The following is a 13,640-nucleotide window of genomic DNA, read 5'->3' on the forward strand; positions in this document are numbered from 1 at the left end:
CTATAATGGTGTGCAAAGCTTTTCATGGATTAAAAACTCCTGTTTTTGATCTAATTTAACTAAAATCAAATCGAATGTCAAAGTATCCAAACACGTTCTAACTAAATTCCTAACCACTTTTAATGGTCCGGTGCACAGCTTTACTGTGGACCGTGGCACTGAGTTTAGTGGGCTAGTATCACTTGAATCACAATATGGTATTAAGACCTATTACTGCCATGCTTATACGCCAGCTGAACGTGGTAGTAATGAACGCTTTAATCGGAATTTACGTTATTTTTATCCTAAAGGGACTCGTTTTGAGCACATTAGTGCTCAAGATTTAACGACGACGTTACTCCAAATTAACCAGCGACCGCTTAAAATACTCGACTGGCAAACACCGTATCAGGTTATGCTGACAAATTTGTCCAAAAATTCAGATTAAATTTGCAATCTACCTCATGACTTTGTAGAATTGTTTTTCGGTTATGTGACGGTTGGGGTGCTGAATAGAGGGAAACAACCAGTCAGAAACCAAATGCTTTTCTTGTATCCAATCTCGATAGGCTAATAAATCAGTTTGCACTGGTTTTAAGTAGAGCAAATTGGCTTTGCCTGTCTTTTTATCGTGGATAAGCGCATTCTGACGCACGGTTCCGTTTTCGTTAAAGAAGAGGTTCAACGGAGCCCCATAACATCGCTGACGTTTAACAAGGTCGCCTTGCCAACTTGAAAAATGGTGTAATTGCTCTGACCAGCTTTAAAATTATGAAGTAAGGTATCTTGCACCTCTTTGAGGACATTTGAATCTTTGATTGGTAAGACAACTTGTTGCATGTAAATGACCTCCAGTAAGAATATTTGCATTGTGTATCTACATGGGATATACTTGACTTGTAATAATAATTTAGGAGGGGAAAATATGGAACTTATTAAAGAACAAACACGCTTAGCAAAGTGGGGAAACTCGAAAGCTGCTAGAATTCCTAGCCAAATTATTAAACAACTGAAATTAGATGATAACCAAGATATGACAATAACCATTGAAAATGGATCAATTGTTTTAACACCAATAAAAAAGAACCCAACCAATATTCACGAACTATTTAAGGATTGGCAAGATGACGGGAAAAGGGATCACGAGCTTGATTGGGGAAAGTCAGAAGGTAATGAACTTCAATGGTAAGCCAAGGTGATATATTTTATGTTAACTTTAATCCAAGCCGTGGTCATGAACAGATGAATAAGCGACCAGCCATTGCTCTAAGCAATGATTTAGTCTGTCAGACAAGTAACATGACGATTGTGGCTCCAATTAGCAGTACCAAGCGTAATTTTCCAATGTATCATCGACTAACTAGTAGTCAAACAGTATATGGAAAAGTATTATTAGATCAAACCATAGCCTTAGATTTACGGGCAAGACATGTCACTGATGAAACTATTGTCGATCATGTATCGCGTGAAGAACTAGAAGAAATAATCACTTTGTACAAATTATTGTTTAGTATTGATGACAAATAGAAGAAGTTATTTTTAGTATATAATGACAAATAACCCCCAACATCTATATTATAGATATTGAGGGTTATTCTTTCAATGTTTTCGAGGGGGTATTTGTTAAAATGGGCCCTTAAAAATATATAGCTTACTTGATCTTCCCATTTTCCTGGAAGATCTTTTTTGTTCGAAAATAATCCGGCAAAAATTTGTTTTCTTGTTTTTCTGTGCTAAAATTAAGCCGTCTACTAGAACGTGTGTTCGAATATTGAGCAAATAATTTTTAAGGAGGTTGAATCAGAAACTGCTTACTCATTTGATAGCTTGTTCGTTGTAGGCGCTTATGGTTGCTAAACAACACAGAAAGGACGATTTATGTATGGATGAAATGGTAAAAGAAACACAAGTCTGGCTCAACAAAACTTACGGTAAAGTTTCTGGCTTTGGTAAAGTACCCGAGGACGGTAATACTGGTTGGAACACAGTTTATGGGTTAACTAGAGCCCTGCAACACGAATTAGGTATCACAGATCTAGTTGATAATTTTGGCCCTTCAACTGCCGCTAAATGGGATACTCAATTTGCTAATAAAGTTAAAACTGGCTTTAAGCACAATGTTGTTAAAATAATCCAAGGTGGCTTTTGGTGTAAGGGTATCAACCCTGAAGACTTTACCGGAGAATTTACTACTAACACGGCTGCTGCTGTCGTTGAATTAAAAAAAGACGCCGGTATCAAAGACACCAGCGCCAATGTAAACTCGGATATTATGAAAGCCTTGTTGACAATGAGCGCGTTTGTTTTAGTTCCTGGTGGGGACGCTAAAATCCGTTCAATGCAACAACAGCTTAATCATGATTATCAAGCTTACACTGGTATTTTACCATGTGATGGAATTTATCAAAGGGATACGAACACTGCTTTGATTTATGCTTTGCAGTCAGTGGAAGGTATGGATACTGGAACTGCTAATGGTTATTATGGTCCTGGTACGATCAATAAAACACCAACTGTTAATTCTGGCGCAACTGGGGCAATCGTTAAAATTATTCAATATGGTCTTTACGTTAATGGTTTCTATTCAGGCGCCTTCAATGGCCAATTTACACAAAATGTTGCCGACGGTATAGTTTCCTTTAGAAAATTCATGAAGTTGCCTCCTTATACTTCAACTGCTGACCTAACTGTGATCAAAGGCTTATTAACTAGTAATGGTAACACTAACCGATCTTCAGATGGTGTCGACATGGCTACTCAAATCACATCAGCTGCTACGGCTAAATCACTGAAAGCAGCTGGCTATAACATTATCGGCCGTTATTTGACAGGAAGCGTCGGGACTGGTGCTGATAAACGAGATAAAAATTTGACTAACACTGAAGTTAAACTGCTATTAGATGCTAACCTTAAGATTTTTCCGATTTACGAAGATGGAGGTTATGAAGAAAGTTATTTTAATAGCAAGCAAGGTTTCGCAGACGCTTCTATTGCCGTTAATACTGCACGTCAGCTTGGCCTACCAAGTGGGACAGTTATCTATTTTGCCGTTGATGTTGATATTCAAGATGGAAACATGAGTAGTACGGTTGTCCCCTATTTCGAGGGTATTACTGGTATTATAGGATAAACTGAATATAAAGCAGGTATTTATGGAACACGCAATGCGTGCTTGCATGTAAACCACTTAGTTAAGTATAGTTTTGTTGCTGATATGTCTTCTGGATGGAGCGGAAATTTAGGGTTCAAAATGCCTGAAAATTGGAGCTTTGATCAATTCAATGAATTTACTGGAGCTTCAACAGGGATTGATATGGATCAAGTTGCTGTCTCTGGTAAAGATAACGGAGTTTCTAAAGTTACCAAAGTTAATATAAATCCTAACGCTGCTTTCTTTACCCAACTGCAACAAGTAGAAGACCAGGCATATAGTTATATCAGCGGTGAAAGCTCTTCAACACCTGCTGAACAACTTGTTACCCAATTTTATAGACAATTTTCCTATTCTTCACCAAGTTGGGCACCCTTGGCCGGTGGATTAAATACTAGCTGGTTAGCATTCGCAAACTCAGCATTACATGTTTCAAAAGAAAGTGACTTCGAAACTCTTTATGATAGTACTACTGGCATAAAAATTGGCTTACCACACATGATGGCTTCTTTAAACGCACTTTTATTTTGGGGAGAACCACAGTCAGCCTCAGGAATTCAGGACCTTGGGGGCTGGTGTGGAGATCTTTTAACAAGTATAGAAGATGCTCATCTTAACCAGAAAAAATACGGCTCTTTTTATGAATCAATTACTGCATATGTAGGTAATAAAGGGCAATTTGGAAGGGAAGATTTGGTTGACGATTTGGATGCACTTAACGTTTACAGTACAATCCATTCGCAAAACAACCAAACTATATCCAAAATTATTAAAACTTATTACACCGGTAATGAAAGCTCCGTTCGCTTTAATTCTTACCTAAGTAATCGTTTTGATGATGACCTTGATTCACTACAGAACGACACATATACTCTTTTAAAAGGTGGTACAGGTTCATGGGGTGCAGCTTATAAAACCGCTTTATTGGCTTTTAAAAAGTTTAAATTACAAAAATATCCTTCTTATACTGACAGTGAAGCAAAAGACGCCGCTAAAGCTTTTCGCAAGTTAATTGAACAAAACGCATAGAAAGTAATAAGCAAAATGATAAACTATATATATTAGTTTATCATTTTACTTATTTTAGTTTTTTACTTTTATCTAAAAAATAGAAAGAGGTGCTAAATCAGCCTTGTACTCATGGTTAATCGTAATATTAGTTGTTTTTTTTCTCATAACAATTGATTTTTTATATTTATGTGACCATATAAATGATACTATCATTGAAAATGGCTATTTTAAAAACATTCTTACAATTATTATTTCAATTTTATCTAGTTGGTTCATCTCCAAATATTTGGGCCCTTTTTTTCTAAATTTCACTTCAGAAGTTGGAGTTACCAATTCATTCGGCTTTATATTAATAATTGTTGCATTAATAGGCTTTTCACTCCTATTCAACGCTGCAAGGCATGACATTGTAACTAGGAAAAAAACTGTACAGCAGGCTCAAAAAAAATACTTCAGACACAATCAAGTCCTAACTTTTTCTATGGTTCATTACGTAATCGGAATAAGTAGTGTTGTAATAGTTAATAGCATTGTATATTTACCAATCTTCCTCGACTTTTTAATTCCGATTCCCAAAAGTTACCCTGGTAACGTTGAAAAAATTGAACTCCAAGAATTCATTACTTTTATTATTACTCTTGTAATGCCTTTTTTAATCATAGTTTTTACCCCCTTTTCTTTGAAAAAATTACTCTCCCATTTCAATAAATAGGGTCCATTATCTAGTATAGACCCTATATATTCATAGCCCCTTTCTGTTTGGTGTTAAAGTATTAGTCATCGATGTCATGCACTATCTTGTTTAGCTCCGTTTTGATGGAACTGGAAATATTTTCTAAATTGAAATGATTATATATTTCTTTATCCTTAAGCATCCTTTTTTGTGCCTTATTTAATTTACACTCATTGTTACCCACTACCCATTCATCCTTTCTACGTATAAAGGGGTTTGCGCACTTTCCTTTAACGCGTTTTGAACATCTTCATAAGGTAAATAAAATTCAATTGTAGATTAATTTTACAATCTTCCATATAACGTCTCCATCTTTTCAAAACGACTTAATTCTACGGGCTATAAATAACTTAATTTGCCAGTGTATAACGTTTCAGATTAAGCTACCACTAAGTTATAATAACCATATTGAAAGGAGATCAATCTAATGAAATATACGAAAACCAAAGCAGTATTAAATCAACTCGTTGCCGATTTGAGCCAGATGTCAATGATTATCCATCAGACGCATTGGTACATGCGTGGACCCAACTTTTTGAAGTTGCACCCCTTGATGGATGAGTTCATGGAAGAAATTGACAGCCAACTCGATGTCATTTCTGAACGGCTGATTGCGCTTGATGGCAGTCCTTACTCGACCTTAAAAGAAATGGCCGAAAACACTAAGATTCAAGACTGGCCTGGTGAATGGGACAAAACAACCCCAGAACGCCTCGCACACTTAGTTGATGGCTATCGTTACTTGGAAGACCTTTACCAACACGGCATTGAAGTATCCGATGTTGAAAAAGACTTCAGTACCCAAGATATTTTCATTGGTCTCAAAACCGCAATTGAGAAGAAAATCTGGATGATTCAGGCAGAGCTTGGGTCGGCGCCGGAAATTGATGAATAAAATAATATTAAAAAATCGGTAGGCTTAAACATTGCTAACGCTTATATCAGTGCTGCTATTTAATTAAAATGCGACAGCCCAACAACGGGGTGGCGCATTTTGTTTGCAATGCGGTGACAAATGGGCCGGAAATAAGATAAGTGAGTGATAACTCATTTTAATATTGACAAACCGAGATGCACTGATTATACTAGAGCCATTAAGTGAGTGAACATGCACTCACTTCGAGAAAGAGGGTTATTAAAATGGCAACGGATTATGTCATCGCCAAGCAGGTCAGCAAGCACTTTGGTCATCAGCAAGTGCTCAATCAGATTGATTTGACACTGCCGGCTGGAATGATTTATGGCTTGATTGGGCCATCAGGGGCTGGGAAGACCACCTTGATCAAAAGTATTTTAGGGATGGAAGCTGTGGATAGTGGCACTGTTAAAGTCATGGATACGGTGATGCCCAATAGGGCGGTAATGGCACAAGTAGGGTATATGGCTCAAAGTGACGCTTTGTATGAGACACTAACGGCCCGTGAAAACCTGACCTTGTTTGGGCAATTGATGAGCGTTCCAAAAATAAAGTTAGCACAGATGATTGATTATGCAGCCGGATTAGTTGATTTAACGTCCCAATTAGACAAGCGGGTCAGTGGCTATTCGGGTGGGATGAAACGGCGCTTGTCGTTGGCAATTGCCCTGATTCAGGATCCCCAATTATTGATTTTAGATGAACCGACCGTTGGGATTGATCCAGAATTACGGCAACAAATTTGGACCGAACTAAATAAGCTCAAGGATACCGGTAAGTCGATGCTCGTGACAACGCATGTCATGGACGAAGCAGAACGGTGTGATTATCTCATGTTGATTCGGCACGGGATTGCGCTTGCTGAGGGGACACCCGCGGCACTGAAACAACAGTATGCAGTAGATACGATCGAACAGGTCTTTTTGAAAGCGGGGCGGATGCAAGATGCGAACGATGGCAATCGTTAGACGAGTTTTTAAGCAAATGTTACGTGATAAGCGTACCTTGGCGCTGATGTTTTTGGCACCATTGCTGATTATGACGCTGATGTATTTCTTATTTCAAAACAACACGACGCAAGTAGCAAGCTTGGGTGTTCATCATGTAGACCAATCCGTGGTTAACGTGATCGATACCAAAAACGTGACGATTCATCATTATGATAGTTCACAGGCACGGAAAATGATTAAGCAGCATGATCTAGATGGCTATTTGACTCAGAAAAATGGTCAATTGACGATTACTTATTCAAATAGCAATCCAACCAACACGTCTTTAATTAAGGCGAGTTTACAATCAGGATTAGTCAAGTTGAAAATGAAGACGCTGGTGACCGTTACTAAGAAACAGCGCGCGGCCCTTGAATCGCAACAAGCCGCTTTGAAGAAGCTGACAGCAGCCCAGACACAAGCAACGGTGACCAAGCTGAAGACTGCCATTGCACAAGCCCAGGCCCGCGGTGACCAGGCAACTGCTGAGAAATTACAAAAGCAACTCAAGCAAGCCACAGCCACGACGTCTAGTTCGACTCAGTCAGCTAAAGCAACCAGTTATACGACTAAGTCTCATTATATTTATGGTAGTAGTGATTCAACGTTCTTTGAAAACTTTTTGCCAGCCTTTCTCGGTTTCTTTGTCTTCTTCTTTGTGTTCTTGATTTCTGGCGTTTCACTTTTGAATGAACGCACTACTGGAACCCTAAGCCGGCTACTTGCAACCCCAATTCGACGGAGTGAAATTATTATGGGCTATCTAATTGGTTATGGGGGCTTTGCCATCATTCAGACTGTCCTGACCGTTGTTTTCACAATTACGGTCTTCAAGATTCACTTAGTTGGTAGTATTTGGCTGGTCTTTCTGACTAACTTATTATTAGCGTTAGTGGCTTTGACCTTGGGTATCTTTATTTCCACCTTTGCTAACTCAGAATTTCAAATGATTCAGTTTATTCCACTGATTGTTGTACCACAAATCTTTTTTGCTGGGTTGGTTCCAGTCGATGGCATGGCCAGTTGGTTGCAAACAATTGCCCACATCATGCCGTTATACTATGGTGCTAATGCGATGACGGCTGTTGTGACAAAGGGTGCTGGGCTTGGCGATATTGGTGTCAATTTGTTAATATTAGTAGGGTTTATGGTCGTACTAACAATGTTGAATATTGTTGGAATGAAACGTTATCGGAAGGTGTGAGGATATGGAACGACCACGGATACGGGATTATTTTCAACAGGATCTAGGTCAGAATGAAACGATTACACCTAAGCAACGGGCCATCCTCCAGGCAAGTCTCGATTTGTTTGCTGAAAAGGGTTTTGACCAGACCAGTACTAGTGATATTGCACAACGGGCCGGCGTTGCGGAGGGGACGGTCTATCGGCGGTATAAGACTAAGGCTGCCTTACGGGATGCCATCTTAGCACCAATTACCGCGCACATTGTGCCAATCTTAGCGAGTGATTTTTCAGAGGATAAATTACGGCAGCGTTATCCCAGTCTACAGGCATTCGTCACAGCAATTTTTACGGACCGAGTTGCATTTGCTAAAGCTAACGTGAAAGAGTTAAAGGTCATTTTTGAAGTGGCAGCTTTTGACACCGAACGACGCGAACAGATTCTTAGCCAGATTGCGCCTAAGATGGTCAAGCAGATGGGAAGTGTCATCAATCAACTAAAAGCAGATCATTTGATTGTGGATTGGCCGAATGATTTGATACTGCAAAGTTTGTTATCGCAGCTATTCGGTTACCTAGCGCGGTTAATACTGGAATTGCCGGGAACTGAAATTGAGCGCGAACAAGCGTATTTGATTACGGTGATGACCAAAATATTGACCCCGGGTGAACATGATCAAATTACTGGTCAGTGAGCTAACTGTTACTTGTTATAAACTAAAGCCACTTCTGTACTAAGCGGTCATTTGAACGCTGATCAGAAGTGGCTTTAGTCGTTGCTACGCGTGTTCGTTTGTTAATCTGCTAGTATCGTCATTTTATTCAACAAACTAGTTTGTAACTGGCTGAGTGTGGTTGTCATGTAGACCGGGTAAAGATCTGGGTTGACGAGCCGCTGGGTTGTTCGTGGGAGCTCGGCAAGTTTAGCCTGGGCCGTTTCCTGAATGGTTGTAACCGGAATTGACGTGGTGTTGGACAAATCTACCGGCGCGAGTAAGGGCCGGGCTTCAAAATGGGTGAGTCGCTGTTGGCGGTCGACACTGAGTGGGTCACTGTTGACGACGGTTAGGCTGGTCGCATCGACGATCGTCTCGGTAGCTAGTGCAATCAAATCAGCAAAGGCCCGCTGAGTTCCTGGTTCGTACAGACGATAGACTTGCTTATCACCAGGAATCGTTAGTTTTTCGCGACTGGCACTGACCTTGATCTTGGGGGTGCTCTGACCATTGCTCTCAGTTGCCGCAAGCTTGTAGACGCCACTTAGAACCGGTGCGGACGCGCTAGTGATGAGCTTTTCACCGATACCAAAATTATCGATCGGTGCGCCTTCGTGCAACAGCGAGGTAATGATGTGTTCATCCAATGCGTTAGAAATAGTGATTTTGGCGGCTCTGGTGCAAATAGTCTGAGAGTGTGCCTTTTACCTAGTTGTTGATAGGGTGTTGTAGGTTATGCTGGCACCATCGCTTTTAATTCGTCCACGGCTGAAAACCCGATGAGGCTTAGCTCTCGTCGGGTTTTCTTGCGTAATGCATGGATGACTTCAATGCCGCTGAGTGTTGCACTAGCAGTTCGGATGCTTTGGAAACTTGCTGACCGCACCCGGTGTCGTTTAATGAATCGATGATCTTGTTCGATTAAATTGTTTCGATACTTGGAACATTGGTGTGCTGATTTGCTCAAGTAGTCTTGTTTCATCAGGTGCTTCACTGCCTTAAGTGTTGCTCGATATTGATCGGTGACTAAGCGATCAGGACGACCATTGGTCGTCAAAAGCCGTTTCAAAAAGTGATAGGCTGCCGCATAATCACGATGCTTTCGCAGTTCGAAGTCGAGCGTCAGACCGTTGCTATCAATTGCACGATACAGATAAGTCCAATGACCTTTGACGTTAATGTAAGTCTCGTCTATCCTCCAACTTTTGGTATGGGAGGTTTGATGTTGGCGCCATAAAGCCTTAAAGATGGGACCATAATGATGAACCCAACGCATGACCATGGTGTGATGCACACTAACCCCGCGATCACGTAGCAATTCAACGATATCACGGTAGCTGAGACTGAACCTAAAATAGTAGCCAACGGCTACTATAATGATATCCTGTTGAAAGTGGCGTCCTTTAAAGTAATTCATGCGCACAATTCCTCGTTTCTTGTCACTCAGTATACTAGAATGAAGTTGCCAGGCAAACTTTGCACCAGAGCCGCCAATAGAACTAACCCTAATTTTCTGTTTTTCATTGTTCATCGACCTCTAAAGTAGCAAAATCTTAGTCTACGAATTATATAAAAATATTTACAAGCAAACCATAAGTCTTATTTTTAGTATTTTCAATTATAATACTCATACGCGTGGTGCTAGTTAAATTTAGACAGTAAAAAAGTCTGACGGTGTACACTTAAATCAATATACAGTAAAGAAGTGTTAAGTATATCAGACTAGTTTAAGCCTTATCAGTCGAGAATGAGTGATGTTGATATTGCTGAAGTACGTGATTAAGCCGGCCAAAGCCATTGCATTAATTATTTAATAAATTATTTATTTGTTTGTCTGCTAATGATATAATTAAGCTAGATGAAGGAGGTATCAAGATGAAGATTATTACTTTTACTGCTATCAAGGGTGGTGTTGGTAAAACAACCTTGACTTTAAATTATGGTGATTGGTTAGCCAAACATGGTAAGAAGGTTCTATTAATCGATTTAGACCATCAGTGCAATTTAACAACCGTTTTTGAAAAGACACGACGAAACAATACCATCGCTGAAGCGTTTAAAGAAAATGACAATGCTCAAAAAGTAAAAATTGACAGTGTCGGACCGAATCTAGATTTAATAGCCGGTTTTATAGACCTAGATGTTTTAGGAAGTTATCTAGAAAATAACAGTAACAAAGAAATGATGTTGTTCATGTGGTTTAAAAATAACTCCGATTCATTAAGCTTAATCGACTATGACTATATCTTAATTGATACGCACCCAGATTTTAGCACCATCACTAAAAACGCTATTGCTATCAGTAATTACCTGCTTAGTCCCATTACACCCAGTGAACATGGCTACAATGCCAAGTTTGACCTAGAAACACGACTCGAAAAATTCAGAAAATCACTTTTTGACTATCGAACTGGCGAAACTTACGTTGACGCAAAGCTTTTCTTTATCGGTAATATGATTAGACATAATACAAGCATGTCTCGCGATTTGCTAAAACACATAGAAGGCGATGAAACAGTCGCAACTATAATTCCTGAAAGAGAGCTCTTTAATAAAGCTACTGCAAGGCACGCTTCAATATTTGAATTAGCCAATCATGATGAATCCATTTTAAAGCAAAATCAAAAGTTCATAGAACACGCCGATCATCTTTTTCAAGAATTAGCAAATAAAACCAAGTAAGGAGAGTTAGATTATGAGTTTAGATTCATTCAACCATAAAAAAGACGAAGAAATGAGAGAAAGTTACGAAACTACATTGAAAGACAACAAGAAAGATGCAGTTGCATTTTTGAAAAATATCAGCCGAAAGGAAGTAGAGCGTAAGCGGTCAGTGACCTTCTCAATTACTGAAAGTCAACTTAAAAAAATGGATACGGCTGCCCGAAAAAGCGGATTTAAAAATCGTTCAGAATTCTTAGCTTCAATCATAGATGCAATTTAGCGGTTAAATAAATAAATAATTAATCAAACAAGTAATTATACAATTTGTTTGCTTGATTAGTTTGTGCTTAGGTAAAAACTAGTAAAGTGCACTAAACCAAATACGGTTGCCTGTAGGTAAGCGCTATGCTAGACTAAGATTAATTTAACAACCGAATAAAGAGATCAAGCTAAACAGAAAAATCCCCGATTCACGAGGAATCGGGGATTTTAGGTTTAGCAAGTAGCTAATAGCGAGCTACTTAGATTCAGACGATTTAGACCGCCAAGTTAAAATCGTCTGAACATTGTTCTTAATTTGTAGGTTAATTATACCGCAAACCAGTCCTATGGGACAAGTGAAGGATAGTTAAAAACAAATTGAATCCAATGGGCTAAGTGGCTAACCAATGCTATTTAGTCCATTTTTGTTGTTAGAAATTAAAAAAAGTTGCCGTATGGGCAACCCAGAATAGACACATGCCGGTGAATTTACAAAGCCGATCACGTCCAATGTTCGCTTTGTAATTCAGTTAAAGCATATCAGATTTGTATTTTAAAACAAGTCAGATGTTTTAGCAACTCTCTTTAAGACGACGTGTGTCAGTTAAGAAAGGGAGCTTTTATTATGGATCAATCAAACTTCAACTTTACAAATGCTAAAAGAGCCTATGAAGTAAAGTTTTACGCTTTGCCGCAAATCTTACTCCAAGGGGAAAAATATAAGGATCTTAGCGATAGTGCCATTTTACTTTATTCGGTGTTACGCGATCGTCTAAGTTACTCACTAAGCAATAATTGGGTTGACGAAAATAACAACGTATATTTCATATACACAAACAATGAACTAAAAGATTTACGAAACTGGTCAAATAATAAAATCAATAAGATTAAACACGAATTAATGGACGCAAACCTTTTGTATCAAAAACATATGGGGTTTAATCCAAGATCAGGCAAAAACGAACCAAATAGATTATATTTGGCAGATTTGGAAGTAACAGCAAAAGACGTTTATATTAAGCGAGAGCCATTAAAATCGCCTGAACCCCTTGGTACAAGCGGACTTCTCAAAAAGAGAAACCCGCATGATACCGTTGAACCCCTTGGTACAAGCGGACTTCTCAAAAAGAGAAACCCGCATGATACCGTTGCTGATACGTCTGAATCCCTTGATACAAGCGGACTTCTCAAAAAGAGACAAGATCTAGACTATACTAATAATTTAGATACTAATAGATACAATATAGATACTCAAAAGTTGGACTTTTCCACAGCTCATTTCTCACCAGCAGAACTAGAAAAGCAAAACAAGGATTTGGTGAACCATGCTAATGACTTCTTAACTGATGAAGACAGTGGCTTACCGGTTTTCTTAGAACCCGAAGCTGTGCAACTACTTAGTTTTTGGTGCCGTACCCCACAACAAATGCGGCGCTTCATTGGCATTATCTTAAATGCTAAGTACCGAGTTGAGAAAGATCACAAAGATATTGGTGTCATAATCCCACTTGATGATGAGGAACTGAAACCTTTAATGACTAAAGCCTTGAGACGCTACTTTAACGCCCTAAGAAGCAATGAAAAGCATATCAAGAACGTGGAAAACTACTTGTACGGCACCATGCAAAACCTATTTGGCGTTTGGTGGAATAAACAAGCGGCTAGAGAATATGCGGCCAAACACCCCGAAGAACAGAACACTGACAATGAGCATACTTGGAGTTAAACACCATATAAGCTCGTTTAAGCCGTTTTAAGTGTTGCGTGCATAATTATATTAAAATCGCTTTAAAATCGCTTAGAAGCAAAAATAGACACCTTGAGTGGCTGAATTGGCGCTTGGTGGAATCAACAAGCGGCTAGAGAATATGCGGCCAAACACCCTAACGATGAGCGTGCTTAAAACTAAAAAGCTATATAAGTAAAGTGAACCCTTAGAACGTGTTTGGATACTTTGACATTCGATTTGATTTTAGTTAAATTAGATCAAAAACAGGAGTTTTTAATCCATGAAAAGCTTTGCACACCATTATAG

The 13,640-nt window shown here is 39.1% G+C and carries 10 protein-coding genes and 4 pseudogenes; 11 read left to right on the forward strand and 3 right to left on the reverse strand.

The window, feature by feature from the left end; translation table 11 throughout:
* Positions 1-97: 97 nt before the first annotated feature.
* Positions 98-427, forward strand: a pseudogene (locus FFM82_RS12645) (IS30 family transposase); the annotation flags it as partial.
* 15 nt (positions 428-442) lie between these two features.
* Here the strand turns inward: FFM82_RS12645 and FFM82_RS12650 are convergent.
* Positions 443-819 (reverse strand): annotated as a pseudogene (locus FFM82_RS12650) (site-specific integrase); the annotation flags it as partial.
* An 85-nt stretch (positions 820-904) separates the two neighbouring features.
* On the opposite strand from FFM82_RS12650, the gene FFM82_RS12655 reads away from it, so the two are divergent.
* The 7 genes and pseudogenes from FFM82_RS12655 (at position 905) to FFM82_RS12690 (ending at position 8,659) form a co-directional block, all read left to right on the forward strand.
* A complete protein-coding gene (locus FFM82_RS12655) occupies positions 905-1,168 on the forward strand; it encodes an AbrB/MazE/SpoVT family DNA-binding domain-containing protein (RefSeq protein ID WP_001748109.1) in 264 nt (87 codons plus the stop codon).
* Positions 1,162-1,506, forward strand: a complete 345-nt coding sequence (locus tag FFM82_RS12660; protein WP_001748110.1) for a type II toxin-antitoxin system PemK/MazF family toxin — start codon at positions 1,162-1,164, stop codon at positions 1,504-1,506. The genes FFM82_RS12655 and FFM82_RS12660 overlap by 7 nt, the downstream gene beginning before the upstream one ends.
* Before the next feature lie 364 nt (positions 1,507-1,870).
* Positions 1,871-4,159: pseudogene (locus FFM82_RS13790) on the forward strand (glycoside hydrolase domain-containing protein).
* A gap of 1,142 nt (positions 4,160-5,301) precedes the next feature.
* On the forward strand, positions 5,302-5,769 hold the full coding sequence (locus tag FFM82_RS12675) for a Dps family protein (RefSeq protein WP_003587210.1): 468 nt from the start codon (positions 5,302-5,304) through the stop codon (positions 5,767-5,769).
* A 245-nt stretch (positions 5,770-6,014) separates the two neighbouring features.
* Positions 6,015-6,758 carry an ABC transporter ATP-binding protein gene (locus tag FFM82_RS12680; protein ID WP_003581836.1) on the forward strand — a complete coding sequence of 248 codons (744 nt, stop codon included), beginning with the start codon at positions 6,015-6,017 and terminating at the stop codon, positions 6,756-6,758.
* Positions 6,736-7,983, forward strand: a complete 1,248-nt coding sequence (locus FFM82_RS12685; protein WP_137646158.1) for an ABC transporter permease — start codon at positions 6,736-6,738, stop codon at positions 7,981-7,983. The genes FFM82_RS12680 and FFM82_RS12685 overlap by 23 nt, the downstream gene beginning before the upstream one ends.
* Positions 7,984-7,987: 4 nt before the next feature.
* Positions 7,988-8,659, forward strand: a complete 672-nt coding sequence (locus FFM82_RS12690; protein ID WP_125547619.1) for a TetR/AcrR family transcriptional regulator — start codon at positions 7,988-7,990, stop codon at positions 8,657-8,659.
* Between the two features lie 101 nt (positions 8,660-8,760).
* On the opposite strand, the pseudogene FFM82_RS12695 reads toward FFM82_RS12690, so the two are convergent.
* Together FFM82_RS12695 and FFM82_RS12700 are read right to left on the reverse strand one after the other, a co-directional pair.
* Positions 8,761-9,351 (reverse strand): annotated as a pseudogene (locus FFM82_RS12695) (beta/alpha barrel domain-containing protein); the annotation flags it as partial.
* Between the two features lie 62 nt (positions 9,352-9,413).
* Positions 9,414-10,097, reverse strand: a complete 684-nt coding sequence (locus FFM82_RS12700) for an IS6 family transposase (RefSeq protein WP_137646162.1) — start codon at positions 10,095-10,097, stop codon at positions 9,414-9,416.
* 458 nt (positions 10,098-10,555) lie between these two features.
* Between FFM82_RS12700 and FFM82_RS12705 the strand changes: the two genes are divergently transcribed.
* From FFM82_RS12705 to FFM82_RS12715, 3 genes are all read left to right on the forward strand, one after another.
* On the forward strand, positions 10,556-11,362 hold the full coding sequence (locus FFM82_RS12705; protein ID WP_137646159.1) for a ParA family protein: 807 nt from the start codon (positions 10,556-10,558) through the stop codon (positions 11,360-11,362).
* Between the two features lie 13 nt (positions 11,363-11,375).
* Positions 11,376-11,624, forward strand: coding sequence for a ribbon-helix-helix domain-containing protein (locus tag FFM82_RS12710; protein ID WP_137646160.1), 249 nt, complete (start codon positions 11,376-11,378; stop codon positions 11,622-11,624).
* Positions 11,625-12,230: 606 nt separating this feature from the next.
* Positions 12,231-13,331, forward strand: coding sequence for a replication initiator protein A (locus FFM82_RS12715; RefSeq protein ID WP_137646161.1), 1,101 nt, complete (start codon positions 12,231-12,233; stop codon positions 13,329-13,331).
* Positions 13,332-13,640 lie beyond the last annotated feature (309 nt).

Origin of the sequence: Lactiplantibacillus plajomi (assembly GCF_005405405.1) — a bacterium.
In the GTDB taxonomy this organism is placed as follows: domain Bacteria; phylum Bacillota; class Bacilli; order Lactobacillales; family Lactobacillaceae; genus Lactiplantibacillus; species Lactiplantibacillus plajomi.

What these genes read in the sequence shown, in the direction of transcription:
- FFM82_RS12660 (WP_001748110.1), top strand. Translation starts at nt 1,162, where the DNA reads ATGGTAAGCCAAGGTGATATATTTTATGTTAACTTTAATCCAAGCCGT.
- FFM82_RS12675 (WP_003587210.1), top strand. Translation starts at nt 5,302, where the DNA reads ATGAAATATACGAAAACCAAAGCAGTATTAAATCAACTCGTTGCCGAT.
- FFM82_RS12700 (WP_137646162.1), bottom strand. Translation starts at nt 10,097, where the DNA reads ATGAATTACTTTAAAGGACGCCACTTTCAACAGGATATCATTATAGTA.
- FFM82_RS12705 (WP_137646159.1), top strand. Translation starts at nt 10,556, where the DNA reads ATGAAGATTATTACTTTTACTGCTATCAAGGGTGGTGTTGGTAAAACA.
- FFM82_RS12690 (WP_125547619.1), top strand. Translation starts at nt 7,988, where the DNA reads ATGGAACGACCACGGATACGGGATTATTTTCAACAGGATCTAGGTCAG.
- FFM82_RS12710 (WP_137646160.1), top strand. Translation starts at nt 11,376, where the DNA reads ATGAGTTTAGATTCATTCAACCATAAAAAAGACGAAGAAATGAGAGAA.
- FFM82_RS12655 (WP_001748109.1), top strand. Translation starts at nt 905, where the DNA reads ATGGAACTTATTAAAGAACAAACACGCTTAGCAAAGTGGGGAAACTCG.
- FFM82_RS12715 (WP_137646161.1), top strand. Translation starts at nt 12,231, where the DNA reads ATGGATCAATCAAACTTCAACTTTACAAATGCTAAAAGAGCCTATGAA.
- FFM82_RS12680 (WP_003581836.1), top strand. Translation starts at nt 6,015, where the DNA reads ATGGCAACGGATTATGTCATCGCCAAGCAGGTCAGCAAGCACTTTGGT.
- FFM82_RS12685 (WP_137646158.1), top strand. Translation starts at nt 6,736, where the DNA reads ATGCGAACGATGGCAATCGTTAGACGAGTTTTTAAGCAAATGTTACGT.